Raw genomic sequence first — 218 nt, forward strand, 5'->3', positions numbered from 1 at the left:
GGCCCCGCCGCCATCGCCGCGACCAGGATCAGCGCGATCGGCCCCGTCGTCTTGTTGAAGAAGGGCGGACCGACCGACAATTGCTCGCCCATCGCCTGCGCGGCGATCGGATACAGCGTCCCGATCAGCACGATCCCCAGGATCACCGTGAGCAGCAAATTGTTGAGAACCAGCCCGCCCTCACGGCTCAGCGGGTCGAACCCCTGCCCCGCCCGCAC

At 67.9% G+C, this 218-nt stretch carries 1 protein-coding gene; it reads right to left on the reverse strand.

Features of this window, described 5'->3' with window-relative positions; genetic code table 11:
- Positions 1 to 218: cytochrome c-type biogenesis CcmF C-terminal domain-containing protein (locus AX681_RS01695; protein ID WP_331709973.1), on the reverse strand; the 218-nt coding region annotated here is incomplete at both ends.

The sequence above is a fragment of the Sphingomonas sp. CCH9-E2 genome, from assembly GCF_001557215.1.
In the GTDB taxonomy this organism is placed as follows: Bacteria; Pseudomonadota; Alphaproteobacteria; order Sphingomonadales; family Sphingomonadaceae; genus Sphingomonas.